General features: G+C 72.3%; 18 protein-coding genes. 13 read left to right on the forward strand and 5 right to left on the reverse strand.

Annotated elements, in window-relative coordinates:
- Positions 1–69: 69 nt before the first annotated feature.
- The 5 genes from AAEP86_RS05345 to AAEP86_RS05365 all read left to right on the forward strand — a co-directional run bounded on the left by AAEP86_RS05345 (position 70) and on the right by AAEP86_RS05365 (position 6,432).
- Positions 70–1,863 (forward strand): peptide ABC transporter substrate-binding protein, encoded by a 1,794-nt coding sequence (locus AAEP86_RS05345; protein ID WP_420369502.1) that lies wholly within the window; start codon positions 70–72, stop codon positions 1,861–1,863.
- A gap of 90 nt (positions 1,864–1,953) precedes the next feature.
- Entirely contained in the window at positions 1,954–2,913 is a 960-nt protein-coding gene (locus AAEP86_RS05350; RefSeq protein ID WP_420369503.1) for an ABC transporter permease, read from the forward strand.
- Positions 2,910–3,803: an ABC transporter permease gene (locus AAEP86_RS05355; RefSeq protein WP_420369504.1), complete on the forward strand. Its 894-nt coding sequence runs from the start codon at positions 2,910–2,912 to the stop codon at positions 3,801–3,803. Before AAEP86_RS05350 ends, AAEP86_RS05355 begins: the two co-directional genes overlap by 4 nt.
- The gene (locus AAEP86_RS05360) at positions 3,803–5,500 is read left to right on the forward strand and encodes a dipeptide ABC transporter ATP-binding protein (RefSeq protein WP_420369505.1); all 1,698 of its coding nucleotides are present in this window, start codon (positions 3,803–3,805) and stop codon (positions 5,498–5,500) included. Before AAEP86_RS05355 ends, AAEP86_RS05360 begins: the two co-directional genes overlap by 1 nt.
- Positions 5,497–6,432: an ROK family protein gene (locus AAEP86_RS05365; protein WP_420369506.1), complete on the forward strand. Its 936-nt coding sequence runs from the start codon at positions 5,497–5,499 to the stop codon at positions 6,430–6,432. The genes AAEP86_RS05360 and AAEP86_RS05365 overlap by 4 nt, the downstream gene beginning before the upstream one ends.
- Positions 6,433–6,558: 126 nt before the next feature.
- On the opposite strand, the gene AAEP86_RS05370 is transcribed toward AAEP86_RS05365, so the two are convergent.
- On the reverse strand, positions 6,559–7,017 hold the full coding sequence (locus tag AAEP86_RS05370) for a DUF4383 domain-containing protein (protein WP_420369507.1): 459 nt from the start codon (positions 7,015–7,017) through the stop codon (positions 6,559–6,561).
- 211 nt (positions 7,018–7,228) lie between these two features.
- Between AAEP86_RS05370 and AAEP86_RS05375 the strand changes: the two genes are divergently transcribed.
- A complete protein-coding gene (locus AAEP86_RS05375) occupies positions 7,229–8,116 on the forward strand; it encodes an SDR family oxidoreductase (RefSeq protein WP_420369508.1) in 888 nt (295 codons plus the stop codon).
- Between the two features lie 87 nt (positions 8,117–8,203).
- On the opposite strand, the gene AAEP86_RS05380 is transcribed toward AAEP86_RS05375, so the two are convergent.
- Complete coding sequence (locus AAEP86_RS05380; RefSeq protein WP_420369509.1) at positions 8,204–8,560, reverse strand: VOC family protein; 357 nt, start codon at positions 8,558–8,560, stop codon at positions 8,204–8,206.
- A 165-nt stretch (positions 8,561–8,725) separates the two neighbouring features.
- Here AAEP86_RS05380 and AAEP86_RS05385 point away from each other — a divergent pair, with 165 nt between their 5' ends.
- Positions 8,726–9,022 (forward strand): Dabb family protein, encoded by a 297-nt coding sequence (locus AAEP86_RS05385; protein ID WP_420369510.1) that lies wholly within the window; start codon positions 8,726–8,728, stop codon positions 9,020–9,022.
- A gap of 15 nt (positions 9,023–9,037) precedes the next feature.
- Here the strand turns inward: AAEP86_RS05385 and AAEP86_RS05390 are convergent, their stop codons facing one another.
- A complete protein-coding gene (locus tag AAEP86_RS05390) occupies positions 9,038–9,538 on the reverse strand; it encodes a MarR family winged helix-turn-helix transcriptional regulator (RefSeq protein ID WP_420369511.1) in 501 nt (166 codons plus the stop codon).
- A 4-nt stretch (positions 9,539–9,542) separates the two neighbouring features.
- Positions 9,543–10,418 (reverse strand): helix-turn-helix domain-containing protein, encoded by an 876-nt coding sequence (locus AAEP86_RS05395; RefSeq protein WP_420369512.1) that lies wholly within the window; start codon positions 10,416–10,418, stop codon positions 9,543–9,545.
- Between the two features lie 87 nt (positions 10,419–10,505).
- Here AAEP86_RS05395 and AAEP86_RS05400 point away from each other — a divergent pair, with 87 nt between their 5' ends.
- The 5 genes from AAEP86_RS05400 to AAEP86_RS05420 all read left to right on the forward strand — a co-directional run bounded on the left by AAEP86_RS05400 (position 10,506) and on the right by AAEP86_RS05420 (position 14,975).
- Positions 10,506–11,291: an SDR family NAD(P)-dependent oxidoreductase gene (locus AAEP86_RS05400; protein ID WP_420369513.1), complete on the forward strand. Its 786-nt coding sequence runs from the start codon at positions 10,506–10,508 to the stop codon at positions 11,289–11,291.
- Between the two features lie 93 nt (positions 11,292–11,384).
- On the forward strand, positions 11,385–12,032 hold the full coding sequence (gene pcp, locus AAEP86_RS05405) for a pyroglutamyl-peptidase I (RefSeq protein WP_420369514.1): 648 nt from the start codon (positions 11,385–11,387) through the stop codon (positions 12,030–12,032).
- A gap of 187 nt (positions 12,033–12,219) precedes the next feature.
- The gene (locus tag AAEP86_RS05410) at positions 12,220–13,722 is read left to right on the forward strand and encodes an MFS transporter (RefSeq protein ID WP_420369515.1); all 1,503 of its coding nucleotides are present in this window, start codon (positions 12,220–12,222) and stop codon (positions 13,720–13,722) included.
- A gap of 56 nt (positions 13,723–13,778) precedes the next feature.
- A complete protein-coding gene (locus AAEP86_RS05415) occupies positions 13,779–14,501 on the forward strand; it encodes a phosphatase PAP2 family protein (RefSeq protein ID WP_420369516.1) in 723 nt (240 codons plus the stop codon).
- 27 nt (positions 14,502–14,528) lie between these two features.
- A complete protein-coding gene (locus AAEP86_RS05420; protein WP_420369517.1) occupies positions 14,529–14,975 on the forward strand; it encodes a MarR family winged helix-turn-helix transcriptional regulator in 447 nt (148 codons plus the stop codon).
- Positions 14,976–15,045: 70 nt separating this feature from the next.
- Here AAEP86_RS05420 and soxR read toward each other — a convergent pair whose 3' ends face one another.
- A complete protein-coding gene (soxR, locus tag AAEP86_RS05425; protein WP_420369518.1) occupies positions 15,046–15,534 on the reverse strand; it encodes a redox-sensitive transcriptional activator SoxR in 489 nt (162 codons plus the stop codon).
- Positions 15,535–15,716: 182 nt separating this feature from the next.
- Between soxR and AAEP86_RS05430 the strand changes: the two genes are divergently transcribed.
- On the forward strand, positions 15,717–16,973 hold the full coding sequence (locus AAEP86_RS05430) for an MFS transporter (protein WP_420369519.1): 1,257 nt from the start codon (positions 15,717–15,719) through the stop codon (positions 16,971–16,973).
- Positions 16,974–16,981: the final 8 nt, after the last annotated feature.

A 16,981-nucleotide genomic window follows, 5' to 3' on the forward strand; every position in this document is an offset into this window, starting at 1 on the left:
TTGACTGTGCGCGTGCCGATCGGCATCCGTGCACCAACTCCCCGAGTACCTCGCACAAGGAGACACCCCATGTCCAAGCCCCGTCGCTGGGCGCTCCTCACCGGAGCGGCGCTCGCCGTGAGCGCCCTGCTCGCCGGCTGTTCCGGGGGCGGCAACGCCTCGTCGGGATCGACCGACGAGATCAACTACGCGCTCCCCGCCAACTTCACCCCGAACTGGATCCTGCCGATCGGCACGGCGGCGCACCTCAACACGAACAACGGGTCGATCGCGCAGTCGCTCTACGAGCCCCTCGTGGCCTACGACGGCTCCACCGGCAAGATCGCGTGGAACAAGGCCGGCTCCGTCGCGACGGATGCGCAGTTCGCCGCGGACAGCAAGAGCGTCACGGTGACCCTCGGCGACCGGCACTGGTCCGACGGCGAGGCGATCACGAGCCGCGACGTCGAGTTCTGGTTCAACCTGATCAAGGCGAACAAGGACCAGTGGGGTTCGTACTCCGAGGGCAAGGCGCCGGACAACTGGACGTCCTTCAAGAAGGTCGACGACACGCACTTCACGATCACGTTCGACAAGGCCTACAACTCCGACTGGATGCTCGCCAACCAGCTGAGCCACATCATCCCGCTGCCCCAGCACGCCTGGGACAAGACGAGCGCGAGCGCGAAGGTCTCCGACGCCGACGAGACCACCGACGGCGCGAAGCAGGTCTGGAAGTACCTCAACACCGCGGCCGGCAAGATCTCGGACTACGCCAGCGACGACCTGTGGAAGACGATCTCCGGTCCGTACGGCGTGAAGGCCTTCACCACCGCCGGCAAGGTCACCCTGACCGCGAACACGAAGTACGACGGCGGCGAGAAGCCCTCGATCAAGACGGTCAACCTGCTGCCGTTCACCACGAGCGACGCCGAGGTGAACGCGGTCCGCTCCGGCGAGGTCGACTACGGCTACATCAACGCCACCGACATGGACCAGAAGTCGTCCTTCACGGCGAAGGGCTACTCGGTCGAGCCGTGGACCGGGTGGGCGATCACCTACATGCCGTACAACTTCAACAACCCGACGATGGGTGCCGTCTTCAAGCAGCTGTACGCCCGCCAGGCCGTGCAGATGTCGATCGACCAGGCGTCGCTGTCGAAGGTCGTCTTCAACGGCACCGCGACCTCGACCTACGGACCGATCCCGCAGGCCCAGGAGTCCGACTACGTGTCGAGCACCCAGAAGGACAACCCCTACCCGTTCAGCACGAAGAAGGCCAAGGACCTCCTCACCAGCCACGGCTGGGAGCAGCAGGGCGGCACCATGGTCTGCACCTCGCCGGGCACGTCCGACAGCCAGTGCGGCGAGGGCGTCGCGAAGGGCACGAAGTTCACCATGCAGGTGCTGTCGCAGTCCGGCTCGACCGTGACCGACAACATGATGAGCGCGATCCAGTCGTCGCTCGCCAAGACCGGCATCGGCTTCACCATCAAGACCGCCCCGGTCTCGAGCGTGCTGTCGCAGACCCCGACCTGCACCTCCGACGAAGCGGCCTGCACGTGGGACCTCTCGTTCTTCGGCACCGCGGGCAGCTGGTACTTCCCGGCCTACCCGACCGGTGAGTCGCTCTTCTCGACCGGCGGTTCGGCCAACTTCGGCAGCTACTCGAACAAGCAGGTCGACGCCCTCATCGACGCGACGACCACCTCGCCCGACGCCACCGCCGTGCAGGACTACAGCGCCGCGGTCGCGAAGGACCTGCCGGTGATCTGGCTGCCGAGCCCGGACTACCAGATCTCGGTCGTCAAGAAGGGCCTGAGCGGGTTCGACCAGGACTCGCTCGCCAACTTCCACCCGGCCCAGTGGAAGTGGTCGAAGTAACCAGGTGACACCGCCTGGAGGCGCGGTGCGGGTCCGACCCGCACCGCGCCTCCCGACCGGCTCACGCACGCACCGACCGACGGAAGTCGCATGTCCACAGCTCTCTACCTCACCAGGCGCGTCCTGCAGGCGCTCGCGGTGATCCTCATCGTCACGATCGTCGTGTTCTGCCTGCTGCACGCCCTGCCCGGCGGACCCGCCCGCGGCGTCCTCGGTGTCTCCGCGACGCCCGCGCAGATCACCGCGTTCAACCAGGCGCAGGGGCTCGACCAGCCGCTGCCCCTGCAGTACCTCCGGTTCCTCGGCCGCCTGCTCACCGGTGACCTCGGCACCTCGTACACGCTCAACGAGCCGGTCTCGCAGCTCATCACCGAGCGCCTGCCGAAGACCCTCGTCCTCACCGGCATGTCCGCCGTGCTCGGCATCGTCATCGCGATCCCCGTCGGCATGTGGCAGGCGGTCCGTCGCAACGGCGCGGTCGACTACGCCGCCACGGCCCTCGCCTTCGTCTTCTACTCGACGCCCGCGTTCTTCCTCGGGCTCGTCCTGATCATCGTGTTCAGCCAGCAGCTGCCGTGGCTGCCGTCCCAGGCGCCGAGCGGCAACACCCTCGCCGAGGTGTTCCAGGACCCGGCGGGACTCGTCCTGCCCGTCGTCACCGGTGCCCTCGCGATGATCGCCGTGTTCAGCCGGTACATGCGCGCCGCGACGCTCGAGAACCTCCACGAGGACTACGTGCGCACGGCCCGGGCCGGGGGAGCGTCGACGGCGACGATCCTGCGGCGGCACGTGTTCCGCAACTCGCTCACCCCCGTGGTCGCGATGCTCGGCTACTACCTGCCGGTCCTGTTCGGCGGGGCGCTCGTCACCGAGCAGCTGTTCAACTACCCCGGGATGGGGCTGCTGTTCTGGAACGCGGCACAGACGTCGGACTACCCGACGCTCCTCGGCTGCGTGCTCGTCATCTCGATCGCGACGGTCGTCGGGACGCTGCTCGCCGACGTCGCGCAGTCCCTGATCGACCCCAGAGTGAAGGCAGGCCGCGCATGACCGCCGTCCAGATGGCTCCCGAAGCACCGGGAGCCCCCGTCGTCGTCGCGTCGACCGGCTGGAAGCTGGCCGTCCGCCGCTTCCGGCACAACACCCTCGCGGTGATCGGCCTCGTCGTCATCGTCGTCATCGTGCTGTTCTGCTTCGTCGGGCCCTTCGTGTACCCGACCGACCAGACGCACACCCAGCTGACCCAGGCGAACCTCGGCCCGAGCGCCGCGCACTGGTTCGGCACCGACGCGGTCGGGCACGACGTCCTCGGTCGCCTGATGTACGGCGGGAAGGTGTCGCTCCTGGTCGGCATCGCCGCCGGCGTCCTCGCCACGGTCGTCGGCACGCTCTGGGGCTCGGTCGCCGGGTACGTCGGCGGCTGGGTCGACGCCGTCATGATGCGCGTGGTCGACGCCGGCATCGCGATCCCCGCGCTCTTCATCCTGCTCGTGATCTCCGCGATCACGACCCCGGGCGTCTGGGGCCTCATCGTCATCCTCGGGTTCGTGTCGTGGCTCGTGCCCTCCCGGCTCATCCGCGCCGAGACGCTGACGCTGAAGAACCGCGACTACGTGCTCACCCTCCGCGCGATCGGCGGCTCCCACGCCCGCGCGATCGGGAAGCACCTGCTGCCGAACTCGGTGTCGACGATCGTCGTGGCGGCCACGTTCCAGGTCGCCGACGCGATCCTCCTCGTCGCCTACGTCTCGTACCTGGGCCTCGGGGTGCAGGCTCCGGCGACGGACTGGGGCGGCATGCTCTCGGCGGGTCTGACCGCCGCCTACTCCGGACGCTGGTGGCTGATCGTGCCCCCGGGTCTCGCCGTGATCCTGGTCGTCTGCGCGTTCAACGCCGTCGGCGACGGGCTCCGGGACGCCTTCGACGTGAGGGGCCGCTGATGTCCATCCTGACCACCACCGACCTCGGGGTCACCTTCCGCACCGAGTCGGGCACCGTCGACGCCGTCCGCGGGGTCTCCCTGCACGTCGAGCCGGGCGAGACCCTCGCGCTCGTCGGCGAGTCCGGGTCCGGCAAGTCCACGGTCGCGCTCGCCGCGATGGGGCTGCTCTCCGGCAACGCCTCCGCGACCGGCAGCGCGGTCGTCGACGGCCACGAGATCGTCGGGGCGCCGGAACCGTCGCTCCGGTCGTTGCGCGGCTCGACCGTGTCGATGGTCCTCCAGGAGCCCGCGACCGCCCTCGATCCACTCACCCGCATCGGCGCCCAGATCGCCGAGGTCGTCCGGAACCACCGCACGGTGACGGCCGCCGAAGCGCACGCCGAGGCCGTCGAACTCCTCCGCCGGGTCGGCATCCCGTCGCCGGAGACCCGTGCGAAGGCGTTCCCGTTCCAGCTCTCCGGCGGCCAGCGGCAGCGTGTCGTCATCGCGATGGCGATCGCGAACTCGCCGGCGCTCCTCATCGCGGACGAGCCGACGACCGCGCTCGACGTGACGGTGCAGGCCGAGATCCTCGAGCTGCTGCGGGCGCTCGCCGCCGACACCGGCACGGGCGTCCTGCTCGTCACGCACAACATGGGCGTCGTGGCGGACTTCGCCGACCGGGTCGCGGTGATGCTGCAGGGCGGGATCGTCGAGACCGGAGGCGTCGAGGACGTCCTGCTCCGGCCGCAGCACGACTACACGAAGCGGCTGCTCGCCGCCGTGCCGCGGCTGGCCGTCGCCGGCGCCGTCGGCACCGCCACCCCGCGTTCCGTCACGGACCGCGCCGCGGTCGCAGCGGAAGGAGCGGACGGGAGGCACGACGCGCCCCCGGCGGTCGACCTGCGGGACGTCTCGGTGACGTTCGGGCGCGGGGCGCGGGCCGTCCACGCCCTGAGCGGCATCGACATCGCGGTGCACGCCGGCGAGACCGTCGGACTGGTCGGCGAGTCCGGCTCCGGCAAGTCGACGGCCGCGCGGGTCGCGCTCGGTCTGGTCAAGCCGACCTCCGGCAGCGTGCACCTGTTCGGGTCGGACCTCCGCACCGCGAAGGGCCGCGACCGCCGTGCGCTCCGGTCCGGGATCGGCGTGGTGCTGCAGGACCCGGTCGCCTCGCTCGACGCGCGGATGTCCGTCGCCGAGTGCATCGCCGAGCCCCTCGCCGTGCACCGCCGGGGCATGTCCTCCGCCGACCGTCGGCGTCGCGTCGACGAGGTCCTCGACGCCGTCCGGCTGCCGCGCACCCTGGCGTCGCGGGCTCCACGGGAACTCTCCGGCGGACAGCGGCAGCGCGTCTCGCTCGCCCGCGCGCTCGTGCTGTCCCCGCGGTTGCTCGTGGCCGACGAACCGACCAGCGCGCTCGACGTCAGCGTGCAGGAGACGGTGCTCGAGGTGCTCCGCGAGCTGCAGGGCGACCTCGGGTTCGCGTGCCTGTTCGTGTCCCACGACCTGGCCGTCGTGCAGCAGTTCGCCGAGCGGGTCGTCGTGATGCGCCAGGGCGTCGTCGAGGAGCAGGGTGCCACCGGCAGCACGCTCCTGCACCCGACCACGGACTACACCCGACGGCTGCTGGCCGCCGTCCCCGTCCCGGACCCGGTCCTGCAACGGCGGCGTCGGGCCGAGCGGCTCGCGACCCTCGCGGCGGTGACTGCGTGATCGGCACGGACGCCGTCCTCGCCGGCGTCGACGTCGGCGGGACGAACACGAAGGTGCTCCTGGCGTCGCCGACCCTCGACGTCGTCGACCGGATCGACCTGCCGACGCCCGCCCACGCGGGCGGTGCGGCCATCGTCGGAGCGGCGCTCGGCGCGGTCACGGAGCTGCTCGAGCGGCACGGCGGGTCGCTGGCCGGCGTGGGTGTCGGCGCCGCCGGGGTGGTCGACGCGGACACCGGGACCGTGCTGGTCACCGGCAACTCGTTCACGGGGTGGGCCGGGTACGGCGTGGTCGACGCGGTCGCGTCGGCGCTCGGGGTGCCCGCGACGCTCGACAACGACGTGAACGCGTTCCTGCTCGGGGAGGTCGCCACGGGGGCGGTCGCCGGCGAGCCGGACGTGCTCGGGATGACCCTCGGCACCGGTGTCGGCGGAGCGCTCGTGCTCGGCGGGGTGCTCTTCGCCGGTCCCCGCGGCGCCGCCGGCGAGATCGGACACGTGCCGGGCTTCGGCGACGCGCTCTGCACCTGCGGGCAGGTCGGCCACCTGGAGACCATCGCGGGTGCACGGGGCATCGCGGACCGTCACGCCGAGCGGACCGGCCGTCGGTTGTCCGCCCGTGCGGTCGCGGAGGCCGCGCGTGCCGGCGACCCCGACGCGGCGGCGGTGTTCGAGACCGCCGGGTGGGGACTCGCCCGCGCGGCGCTGTTGACGGCCGGGATCCTCGACGTGACGACCGTCGTGATCGGCGGCGGGATCGCCCGGTCCTGGGACCTGCTCGAACCGGCGACGGCCCGGGCGATCGCGGCCGAGCCGCCGGTCAGCGGTGCGTCGATCCGGCTCGCGCAGTCCGCCCTCGGGGCGGATGCCGTGGCACTCGGTGCCGCGGCACGGGTCCGGGACCTCGTCCTCGGCGGAGCGCCGGCCCTCTGACGGTCGCACCGACGCCCGGTCGGAGCCGCCCCCGACGACGAGAGTCGGCCCGGACCACGTGGTGCCGTGGTCCGGGCCGACTCCCGGTGTGCGTCGGCACCCGTGGGTGCCGACCGTCGCGCTGGACTAGACCCGACGCGTCCCGATGCGGGGGAGGAGCAGGCCGAGCACGATCATCGCGACGGCGAGCACGAGGTGCAGCACGTTGTCGGCGCTGTTCAGCGGCACGAAGTTCGCCGGGTCGGCCATGCCGGCGGTGAACAGGCCGTAGACGAACAGGACGGCGTAGACGATGCCGCCGACGACCAGGTACAGGCGCGAACCGCGGGGGGTGCGGGCGGCGAGGAGGCCGACGACACCGAAGAGCAGGTGCACGATGTTGTGGAGCACGGAGACCTGGAACAGGCCGACGAGCATCGCCATCGAGCCGTGTCCGGCGACCGACATGGTGCCCATGTCCATGGTCAGACCGGGGATGAAGCCGGCGATGCCGACGAGGAGGAAGACGACGCCGAACACCGCGGCGCCCTTCTGGGTCCAGGTCGAGCCGAAGCCGACCCGGTTGTTCGCTGCGCTGGTGGTCATGATCTGATCCTTTTCTCGGTGGACGGGCACTGTTGCGCCCTCCAGGGGACGCCCACAGTACATTCGGAGCCGACGCGATGCCGGTTTGCAGTTCCGTTGTGCTCCGCAACGCGTTGAGCGGATGAACCCGGTGTGGCGGATGAACCCGGTGTGGTGGCCGCCCCTGGCAGTCCTGAACCGGGCGTGAGGCCACCGCGAGCACCCTGGGGCCATGAGCCAGTACGAGAAGCGCGATCCGAACACCCTCTACCCGAAGCCGCCGTTCCCGCAGCAGGAGCAGTCGCTGCCCGGTGCGGCCTGGAAGATGGACCCGAAGCCGGACCACGGCGAGGACAGCTACGTCGGCAAGGAACGGCTGACCGGCTTCCGCGGCATCGTCACCGGTGCGGACTCCGGCATCGGCCGCGCCGCGGCGATCGCGCTCTCCCGCGAGGGTGCCGACCTCGTCCTCTCCTACCTCCCCGACGAGCAGGAGGACGCCGAGCAGGTCCGCGACCTCCTCGAGTCCGAGGGGCGCAAGGCCGTCCTCGTGCCGGGCGACATCTCCGACGAGCAGTACTGCACGGACCTCGTCCAGAAGGCCGTCGACGAGCTCGGCGGGCTCGACACCCTCGTCATGGTCGCCGGCCGCATGGACAGCAACGAGGACATCCTCACGCTCGACACGTCGATGTTCGACTCCACCTTCAAGACGAACATCTACTCGCTCTTCTGGTTGACCAAGGCCGCGGTGCCGCACATGGAGCCCGGCTCGACGATCGTCACCACCGGTTCGATCCAGGCGTCGACGCCGTCGCCGGACAAGATCGACTACGCGGTGTCGAAGGGTGCGATCAAGCTCTTCACCGAGGCCGTCGCCCAGCAGCTCGCCCCGAAGGGCATCCGGGTGAACTCGGTGGCTCCCGGGCCGGTGTGGACGCCGCTGCAGCCGGGTTCGGACGACGCCGAGACGGTCGCGCACTTCGGTGAGTCCTCGCCGTTCGGCCGACCGGGCCAGCCCGCCGAGCTCGGTGCGGCGTACGTGCACCTGGTGAGCCCGGAGTCGAGCTACCAGTCCGGGTCGACCATCACGATCGCGGGCGGGACGCCCGCCTTCTAGGCGGAGCTGCAGACGGACTGGAGGCGCGGTGCCAGCTGGCACCGCGCCTCCAGTCCGTCAGTGGGTCGCGTCCACGACCCGCTCGCGTCAGCCCTGCGGCGGCGAGTACAGCTGGAGGTCGTTGCCCTCGCTGTCCGTGAAGGGCACGATCTTGCCCCACGGGTGCTCGCTGATCCCGCCCGCGAAGTCGACGCCCTTCGACGTGAGGTCGGACACCTCGTCCTCGATGGACCCGTCCGGCTGGAAGGTGACCACCGCACCGCCGCCGTTCGACGACGACGCCGACTCGCGGGCGTTCAGCCCGATCCGCAGGCCGTTGGCGTCGATCTCGCTCCAGTCGTCGGACTCGCTCGAGACCTCGAGACCGAGCGTGTCGCGGTAGAAGGCGACCGCTCGCTGCATGTCGCTGACCGGGACCCAGACTGCTGCCACTCCGCTTGCCATGGTGTTTCCTCTCCGTCGAGTGCTTGCTCGTACGCGATGGACGCTAGGAGCCGCGGATGTGGACGGGCACAGCCGGACCGGTGTCTGCGGGCGGCCCCGGCACCGCCGTGCCACGATCGAGGGGAACCGCCGGCACCGTCCGTCGGTCGGCGACGGGAGCAGCAGATGGCAGGCGTGACGCACGTGGTCCTGGTGGCCTGGGAGACGGACGGGGACCACGCGGCGCGAGCGGACGCGCTCGCGGCCGAGCACCTCGTCCGCATCGACGGCGTCGAGTCGGTGCGCTCGGGCACGAGCGTCAGCACCGAGGGCAAGGAGGACGGCTTCGACTGGATGCTCGTCGTGCGCTTCCGGGACCGCGCCGCGCTCGACGGCTACCTGCCGCACCCCGAGCACCGTCCGGTCGCGGAGCACATCGGTGCGTCGAGCGCCCGTGTCGTGGTCTTCGACGTCGAGGACTGAGCGCCGCGGTCCGGGTCAGCCGCGCTTCCGGCGCGGACGGGCGGACCGCGGGGGGATCGTCCGCATGTGGTCGCGCACCCGCCCCAGCACGTCCGCCAGGCTGCCGACGTCCTGCGCGGAGAGCGGCTCCAGGAACAGCTGTCGGAGCACCGCGACGTGGCCGGGGAACACCGCGCCGAGGACTGCGCGGCCGGCGTCGGTGATGGTCACGGTGACGCCGCGCTCGTCGTCGGCGGACGGGCTCCGCGTCACGAGGCCGCTCTGCTCGAGCAGTCCGACCTGGTAGGTGAGTCCGCTCCGGCTGTAGACGACGCCGTCGGCGAGGTCCGTCATCCGGCGGCTGCCGTCGGCTGCGTCACCGAGGGTGGCGAGGAGCTGGAACTGCACGTAGCTCAGGCCGCCGGCCTCCTTCAGCTGCTGCTCGACGGTGTGCCGGAGCAGGCTGCTGACCTCGATCAGGGCGAAGTAGGCACCGAGCTCGGCGGGGTCGAGGGGCGGGGAGTCGTCTGCGGCCACCCGGTCAGTCTAGGTGTTGCGAATTCGAAGGAGATGCGGCGGCCTCCGGCCCCAGGACTCCGAGCAGCGCCAGGGCGTCCGCGTCCGGCGACCCGGCGGGCGCCGTGTACAGGACGAGGTGCTGGTCGCTCTCGACGAGGGCCATGCTGTCGCAGTCCACGGTGACGGCGCCGACCGCCGGGTGGTGGAAGGTCTTCGTGAGCATCGGCGTCGCCTGGACGTCGTGTCGTGCCCACAGCCGTGCGAACGTCGCGTTCGTCGTGTGGAGCTCGTCGACGAGTGCACGGACCGTGGGATCCGAGGGGTGCCGTGCGAGGGTCGTGCGGAGCTGCACGACGACGTGGTGCTGGAACTCGCGCCCGTCCGTGATGCCGTACGGAGCGGGGGTGTCCTCGGCGGCGCCGTCCGGCGGGAACGCGCGGCGGGCGAGGTTCCGGGCGGACGGCGGCCGGCGACCGAAGTCCTCCATGAGCGCGGCGGCCAGCGGGTTCCACGCGAGGACCTCGAAGGTCGCCGAGAGGACGAAGGCCGCGGTGTGCGGCAGCCGCTCGACGACCGCGAGGATGCTCGGGCGGACGACGCGGTCGACGGTGCCACCGGGCAGCGGTGCCGTCCCCGCCAACAGGTGCAGGTGCCCGGACTCCGCGGCGGTCAACCGGAGCGCACCGGCGATGCCCGCGAGCACCTCGGCCGACGGTCGCGGCGCCCGTCCCTGTTCGAGGCGGACGTAGTACTCCGTGGACACGTGGGCGAGCACGGCCACCTCCTCGCGCCGCAGTCCGGGGGTCCGCCGCCGTGGACCCGGCGGCAGGCCGACGTCCTCGGGTCGCACGCGAGCACGGCGGGTCCGGAGGAAGTCGGCGAGTTCCTGCTTGTCCATGTCCGGGAGTCTGCCCCCTGCCCGACGCCGTGTCCTGGTACCGGATGTACCTGGATCGGGTCGTGCGGGCGGCGCGACGCTGGTGCCATGACGAACCCCACCACCACCACCACACCCGTCGGCCTGCTCACCGGCAAGGTCGTCCTCATCACCGGAGCGAGTCGCGGGATCGGCGCCGCCGCGGCCCGGCTCTTCGCCCGGGAAGGCGCCGCGGTCGTCCTCGCCGCCCGCGACACCCGGGCCCTCGACGGCGTCGTCGCCGACGTGCGTGCCGAGGGCGGGACGGCGGACGCCGTCGCGCTCGACCTCGCGACCCCGTCGAGCGTCCGAGCGGCGGTGGCCCGTGCCGAGGAGCTCCACGGTCGCCTCGACGGCGCGTTCAACAACGGGGCGGCCTTCCAGCAGCCCGGTCCCCTCGACACGACGAGCGACGAGGACGTCGACACGCAGTTCGCGGTGAACTTCCGCGGGCACTGGGTCGCGATGACCGCGGAGGCGGCCCTCATGCGCCGGACCGGGGCTGGCGCGATCGTGAACACGTCGAGCATCGGCAGCCGCCGCGCCAACCCCGCGCCGCCCGCGTACGGCGCGATGAAGCGAGCGCTCAACAGCATCACCGAGACGGCGGCCGTCACCTGGGCGTCGGACGGCATCCGGGTGAACGGCATCACCCCGGGCGGCACCGCGACGGACATGATCGACGCGTGGGAAGCGGCCACCCCGGGTGTGAAGGCCCAGATCGACGCCTCGGTGCCGCTCGGCCGCATGGCGCGCCCGGAGGAGGTCGCCGAGGTGGCGGCGTGGCTGCTGAGCGACCGCGCATCGATGGTCACGGGAGCGATCGTCCCGGTCGACGGCGGTGCCGGCGCCTGAGGGCCGACAGTCGACGAGGTCGACACGGTGCGGACGTCGGGCGCAGGGCACGCCCGTCCGGCGCCCGGCGTCCGGCGTCCGTAGCATGGGACCGTGGCTGCGCCGAGCGAACCGACCGTCCTGCTGACCGCCTTCGAGCCCTTCGGCGGTGACGCCCGGAACCCCTCGTGGGACGCCGCCCAGCGCCTCGCCGCCACCTGGGACGGGCCGGCGACGCTCGTCGTCGAACAGCTGCCGGTGGTCTTCGCCGAGGAACGCCCGCGCCTGGCGGCGCTCATCGCCCAGCACCGCCCGACCGTCGTCGTCGCGACGGGCCTCGCGGCCGGCCGCGCCGCGGTCACCCCGGAGCGCGTCGCCATCAACGTGATGGACGCCCGCATCCCGGACAACGCCGGAGCGCAGCCGGTCGACGAGCCGATCGACCCGTACGGCCCGCCGGCGGCGTTCTCCGGCCTGCCGATCAAGCGCATCGTGCGCGACGTCCGGGCAGCCGGCGTGCCCGCCGCCGTGTCGAACACCGCGGGCACCTTCACCTGCAACCAGGTGTTCTACGAGCTGATGTCGTTCGCGGGGCGCGAGGGCTTCCGTGCCGGCTTCGTGCACGTGCCGGCGACGCCGGACATCGCCGGCGACGGCCCGTCCCTGGCGCTCGAGGACATCGTGTCGGCACTCGACGCGGTCGTCCGCGCGTCGATCGACCCCGCCGGGGACATCGTCGAGCAGGGCGGCGCCGAGTCCTGACCCGGACCGGACCCCGTGCTACAGTTATGAGATCAGAACCAAGGGGGCTGGTCGGCGCGCGGGAACGCTGACCGGCTCGTGTACCGCTCGACGGTGCCACCCCCGTGTCCTTCGGTTCGCACCCTCGTGCCTCTCGCCGTGCGGCTCCGCCGCCGGAGCACGATCCGTGCCCACCGAAGGAGCCCTCGTGACCACCACCATGCCCGAGACCCGTCGCGGACGACTCCGCGGCAACCCCGTCGCCACCCTCGTGGCCGTGTGCTTCGGCCTGTTCATGGTCGGGCTCGACGCCACCGTCGTCTCGATCGCGAACCCGGCCATCGCCGCGGACCTCGGCACCACCTTCACCGAGCTGCAGTGGATCACGAACGCCTACCTGCTGGCGCTCGCCGTGTTCCTCATCCTCGGCGGCAAGCTCGGCGACCGCTTCGGCCGCCGCCGCATGTACCTCGTCGGGGTCGTCGCGTTCGCCCTGTCCTCCGTCGCGATCGGTGTCGTCGGCACCGCCGAGGGCGTCATCGCGTTCCGCGCGGTGCAGGGCCTCAGCGCAGCGCTCCTCATGCCGCAGACCCTCGCGCTGCTCCGGGCGACCTTCCCCCGCGAGCAGTTCGGCGTCGCGGTCGGCGTCTGGGGCGGTGCGTCGTCGGTCGCCATCGCCGCGGGGCCGATCGTCGCCGGGATCCTCGTCGCGAGCGCAGGCTGGGAGTCGGTGTTCTTCGTGAACGCGCCGATCGCGGCCGTCGGACTCGTCGTGGGCGCCCTCGTCCTCCGCGAGTCGACCGCCCCGCAGCGCGGCCGGTTCGACGTGGTCGGGGTCGTCCTCCTGGCAGCCGGCCTGTTCGGCATCGTGCTCGCCGTCGTGCAGTCCGAGTCCTGGGGCTGGGGCAGCCCGCTCACCCTCGGCGTGCTCGTCGCCGGCGTCGTGCTCCTCGTCGTCTTCGTGCTCGTGGAACGCCGGGTCGCGGACCCGCTGCTGCCGATGTCGCTCTTCCGCTCGTCCTCGCTGTCCATCGGCGGGCTCGGGGTCGGCGCGAACTTCTTCGCGATGCTCGGCGTGACGTTCTTCCTCTCGCTGTACATGCTCAACCTGCGCGGGGCGAGCGGACTCGAGGCCGGTCTCATGCAGCTGCCGCTGAGCGGTGTCTCGATCGTCGCGTCCCCGATCGGTGCCGCGCTCGTCGGCCGCTTCGGGGTGCGTCGGACGCTCACCCTCGGCCTGCTGCTCGTGGGCGTCGCACTGCTGGCCCTGACCGCGACCACGCAGGACTCCCCGTACCTCGGGATGGCGATCCCCTTCGTCGTGTTCGCGCTCGGTGCCGGCTTCACGATGACCGCCGGGGCGGAAGCCGTCGTCGGGAGCGCCCCGGTGCAGCTCGCCGGTGTCGCCGGTGGCTTCCAGGCGACCGCCCTGCAGCTCGGCGGTGCGCTCGGCACCTCGGTCCTGTCGGCCGTGGTGAGCGCCGGGGTGCTCTCCGGCACCGCCGGGCTCGGACTCGGGACCGCCGCGCGCCAGGGCCTCGCGCAGGGGATCGTGCCGAGCGGACTCGGCGCGGAGGCCGCGGCGACCGCCCGGGACGCCTTCCTCGGCGGCATGCACGGCGCGTTCGTCGTGGCGGCGGTCGTCGCGATCGTCGTCGCCGTCCTCGCCGCGGTGTTCGTCCGGGACCGCGGTTCGCTGAACGAGCTCTGAGGGTCCGGCGGGTGCGGCGCGGCCACGCACCGGTCCGGACCTGCGACGATGGCCGGATGTCCGACGCAGCCCTCCGCCCCCGCCGACGCGAGGACGACCTCGACGGCATCCTCCTGCCGAGCCGCACCCCGCTGGCGTCCATCGCCATCGCGGTCGCCGCGGTGATCGTCATCACCATCGTCGGCTTCACCCTCGGCACCGTCGACATCGGGCTCTCGAAGGCCCTCAACACCCTGCACACCGGGGCGCTCGGTGCGTTCTCGACGGCCGTCTACCACGTCATCAGCCCGGGGCCGGCGATCGGCATCACCGTCGTGGTGGTCGCGGTCATCTGGTGGCGGACGCACGACCTGCGGCCCGCCCTGGCCTTCGGCGGGACGATCGCGATCACCTGGGTGCCGGCGGCGGTGGTCAAGGAGATCGTGCACCGGGCCCGTCCGGACGTCGCTGTGTTGTCGCACCCGTTCCCCGTGCAGCCCGACCCCGGCTACCCGAGCGGCCACACCGTGTACATCACGGCGTTCGTGATCGCGCTCATCTGGTTGCTGCGCGAGACCCGGTGGCACCGACTGGTGCTGACGCTCGGCGTCGTCGCGATCGTCGTCGTGTTCTTCGCCGTCTCGATCGACGCCGTGCACTACCCGACCGACGCGGCCGCGTCGATCCTCTGGTCGATCGCGGTGGCGCCGGGGGTGCGCGTCGTCTGGGTGGACTGGGCGATGCCGCGGATCCCGTTCCTCCGCGGACCGAGGCTGCGTGGGAACCCGCCGCGCCGCTGAGCCCGCGCCCGTCGCTACAGTGGCGGCATGGACCGAGCGGTGACGGACGACCTCCTCGCCGAACTCGCCGACGTGGTGCTCCGCATCGCGCGCGAGGTGGACCCGAACGGCGCCCGGCTGCCCGAGGTCGTGCCGCTCACCGGCACCGAGGCGCTCGTGATGCGCTGGGTCGACCGGAACCCCGGCTCCACGCCGAGCGCCGTCGCCGACGCGACCGCGCTGAAGCGGAGCAACACGAGCGTCGCGCTCGGCTCCCTCGTCGCGAAGGGCATGGTGGAGCGCCGCCCGCACCCGGAGGACGCCCGGACGGTGCAGCTGTTCTCCACGCCGCTCGCCGGGCAGAGCATCGCCCGGCTCCACGCGCACTGGTCGGGCGTGCTGCGCTCGGCGCTCGCCGGTGACGAGCGGGACGTCGACGCGACGGTCGCGCTGCTCACGCGCATCGACGCGGGCCTCCGCGACGCGGGCCGCTGAGCCCGCGTCCGTCGGCCCCCGGACGGCGGACGGGAGGCACGGGGCGGCCCCGCCGCACCCCGCACGACCGTCAGGCGGTGGGCTCCGACACCTCGTCCTCGATCGGCAGCAGTCGGCGCGCGCCACGGCCCTCCGCGCCCAGGGCGTCGCCGGGGTTCATCACCAGGCAGGCGTTCAACGAGACGCACCCGCAGCCGATGCACTGGTCCATCTCGCGCTGCAGCCGCTCGAGTTCGAGCTGGCGGGCGCGCAACCGTGCCCGCCACCGTTCGTTCAACCGCTCCCAGTCCCGCAGCGACGGCATCCGGTCGGACGGCAGCGCCGCGAACTGCTCGGCGACCTCGGCGAGCGGGATCCCGAGGCGCTTCGCCACCTGGATGATCGCGATGCGGCGCTCGACGTGGCGCGGGTACAGGCGGGTGCCGCCGGCGGTCCGTTCCGGGTGGACGAGCCCCTTCCGTTCGTAGAAGTGCAGGGCGGACGCAGGGACCCCGGTCCGTTCCACGACCTCGCCGATGGTCAGGAGGTCGGTGGGTCGTGGCGCCGGGATCTCGACCATGGTGGAGATCCTACGACCGCCCGCGGTCGTCCCCGGGTGGCACCGGAGCACCCCTGGTAGCCTGGCGGCGCACCACCAACACGCAGTGTGTATCTACCGGCCGCCGGCACCCCGGCGGACAACGGCGGCACCCGATGGGTCCGTCCCCCCACCGTTCCGGGCGGGCCGAGAAGGCACACCTCATGCTCCACACCCTCCCCGACCCGTCCGCGCCGTCCACCGGGGCCACCCGGTCCGCCGACCGGTCGCTCGTCTCCCTCGCCGGACGCTGGTACTTCCCGATCGCGTTCGTCGCCCGGTTGCCCTTCGCGATGATGGTCGTCGGCGTGCTGACGCTCGTCGTCGCTGCACGGGACTCGGTCGCGCTCGGCGGCGTCAACTCGGCATCGGTCGGCATCGGCGCCGCGGTGTTCGGTCCGTTGGTCGGCGCCGCGGCCGATCGCTTCGGGCAGCGCCGGGTGCTCGTCCCGGTCGGCCTCGTCAACGCGGCGCTGCTCGGCCTCTTCCCGCTCGTGGTCACCGGGCCCGCACCGGACCTCGCGGTGCTCGCCACGGCGTTCTGCATCGGTGCCTCCGCGCCCCAGGTGGCGCCGATGTCCCGCACGCGACTGGTCGCCATCATCCGGCAGCGCATGGCCCCGGCGCGACGCGAGCAGGTCACCAGCGGCACGATGGCCTACGAGTCCGCCGCGGACGAGACGGTCTTCATCATCGGCCCGTTCCTGGTCGGGATCCTGGCCAGCGCGATCGCCCCCTGGGTGGCGGTCGCCGGCGCCTCGCTCCTGACGTTCGTGTTCGTCACCGCCTTCGCCCTGCACCCGACCGGCAGGCTCGCGGTCGGTACCCGCGAGGACCGCCCGTCCGCGCCCGCGCGGGAGCTCCTCCGGCCCCGGCTCGTCGTCGTGGTCGTCGGGATCCTCGGTGTCGGGCTGTTCTTCGGGTCGACGCTGACGTCGCTCACCGCCTTCATGGAGACGCACGGCGAACCCGCCCAGGCCGGGCTCCTCTACGGCCTGATGGGCATCGGTTCGGCCGGGCTGGCCCTCGGCTCGGCGGCCTTCCCCCGCGGGTTCGCCCTGGGCTGGCGCTGGCTCGTGTTCGGCGTCGTCCTGCTCGGCGGGGCCGTCGCGTTCTCGCAGGCCGGCTCGGTCCTCGCGGTCGGTGTCGTGCTCGCCGTGATGGGCATCGGCATCGGCCCGACGCTCGTCGCGCAGTACAGCCTCGGCTCGGACCGCGCCCCGATCGGCCGCTCAGCGACGACCATGACGATCCTGGGCTCCGCGGTGATCGTCGGGCAGTCGGTCGCCGCGGCCGTGACGGGCGACGTGGCGGAGCACCACGGGGCCGCGGTGGCGATGCTGCTGCCGGCGCTCGCCGCGGCGGTCGTGGTGCTCGCCGCCGTGGTCGACCTGCTGCTGTCGCGTCGCGCGGCGGCCTGATCGCCGGC

This window comes from Curtobacterium sp. L1-20 (assembly GCF_048755855.1).
GTDB lineage: Bacteria > Actinomycetota > Actinomycetes > Actinomycetales > Microbacteriaceae > Curtobacterium.